This is a genomic window from Protofrankia sp. Cr1, assembly GCF_963555865.1.
Lineage (GTDB): Bacteria > Actinomycetota > Actinomycetes > Frankiales > Frankiaceae > Protofrankia.
The window spans coordinates 23,694-25,405 of sequence record NZ_CAUVXO010000040.1; the positions used below are offsets into that span (position 1 = coordinate 23,694).

At 67.6% G+C, this 1,712-nt stretch carries 1 protein-coding gene; it reads right to left on the reverse strand.

Annotated elements, in window-relative coordinates; genetic code table 11:
- Positions 1-329: 329 nt before the first annotated feature.
- Positions 330-1,649, reverse strand: coding sequence for an adenosylmethionine--8-amino-7-oxononanoate transaminase (bioA, locus tag U9980_RS06220; protein ID WP_322753622.1), 1,320 nt, complete (start codon positions 1,647-1,649; stop codon positions 330-332).
- Positions 1,650-1,712 lie beyond the last annotated feature (63 nt).

Here is a 1,712-nt window from a genome sequence, read left to right on the forward strand (position 1 = left end):
CCGTTTTAGCCGAATCAACCGTTCCAAGAGGGTCAGCTGTTCCGGCAGAGTGCGTCATTCTCACGTGCGGAGGTAACGCAATGCGTGACATCATCTGGGGTTGACCTTCCTCGATCGCTCCGTCCCGGTTCGACCCGTCCCGGTCTATTACTCACAGTGCGCCCTTGGAAACAAAGAGTACGAAGGATCGACCCGCAACCGCAACCACTTTCGATGATGTCCCGACATGCAGGCCGTCGGGCGATGTGTAGGGGCGAACCGATCCGCACCACGCCCCCATCCCCCCGACAACCTGTTCGCGCAGGTCAGCGTGTGGACGAGCGAGTCGATCAACCGGTTGTGCGAGCGACCGCCTCGACCATCGCCGCGGTCAGAGCGGCCACGTCGGGACACGTCATGACGTACGGCGGCATCGCGTAGACGAGCCGGCCGAAGGGGCGGACCCAGACCCCCAGCTCCACCAGCAACGGCTGGATCACCCGCAGATCCACGGGTTCGCGGGTCTCGATCACCCCGATCGCGCCGAGCGTCCGGACGTCGGCGACACCGGCAAGCTCGCGAGCGGGCGCCAGCCCCTGTTCCAACCAGACTTGAAGATCACGAACACGCTGTCGCCACGGGCTCGCCGACAGCAGGTCGATACTGGCGTTCGCGACAGCCGCGGCCAGCGGGTTACCCATGAACGTCGGCCCGTGCATGAACGCGCCCGCCTCGGACGCGCACACCCCACGTGCCACCTCATCCGTGCACACGGTCGCGGCCATCGACAGGTAGCCGCCGGTCATGGCCTTTCCCACACACATGATGTCTGGGCTGATCCCGGCGTGGTCGCAGCCGAACAGCTCCCCCGACCGACCGAAACCGGTGGCGATCTCGTCCGCAATCAGCAGGACGCCGTGGGCGTCGCACAGCTCACGCAGGCGAGTGAGCCAGCCGGGCGCGTAGAAGCGCATCGCCCCGGCTCCCTGAACGACCGGCTCGACGATCACAGCGGCGATCTCGTGCTGGTGCTGGTCGAGCAACCGGGCGATGTCGGCGACATCGTGCTCGGCGCAGGGTTCGTCGAAACGCGGTCGCGGTGCCGGCGCGAACAGGTGACGCGGGAGCAGACCGGTGAACAGGTGATGCATGCCGGTGTCGGGGTCGCATACGGCCATGGCGCCGGATGTATCACCGTGGTACCCACGGCGGACGGTGAGCAGTCTCGTCCGCCCGGGCCGTCCGGTCCCCCGCGCGTACTGCAACGCCATCTTGATCGCCACCTCGACGGCGACCGACCCGGAGTCGCTGAAGAACACCTTTGCCAGCGGTGCCGGGGTGATCGCGACCAGAGTCTGCGCGAGCGTCACCGCGGGGGCGTGGGTGAGTCCCCCGAACATCACATGCGCCATGTCGTCGAGCTGGGCACGGATGGCCTGGTCGAGGACCGGGTGGGCGTATCCGTGAATCGCGGCCCACCACGACGACATCCCGTCGATCAGCTCCCGGCCGTCGGCCAGCCGCAGCCGCACCCCGGCCGCCGACGCTACCGGGAACACCGGCAGCGGGTCGGTCACCGACGCGTACGGATGCCACACATGCGCCCGATCGCCGGCGAGCAGCTCCCCCACATCGCTGTACCGGCCTGATCCCCACCCGCTGTGCCCCATACCGCATGTCTACCGCGCAGCACGACCGGCCCCGTAGCCTGGACGAACCTGTCACACTGGAGG

Excerpts from the sequence above, each read along its gene's own strand:
- bioA (WP_322753622.1), bottom strand. The coding sequence starts at position 1,649 with ATGGGGCACAGCGGGTGGGGATCAGGCCGGTACAGCGATGTGGGGGAG.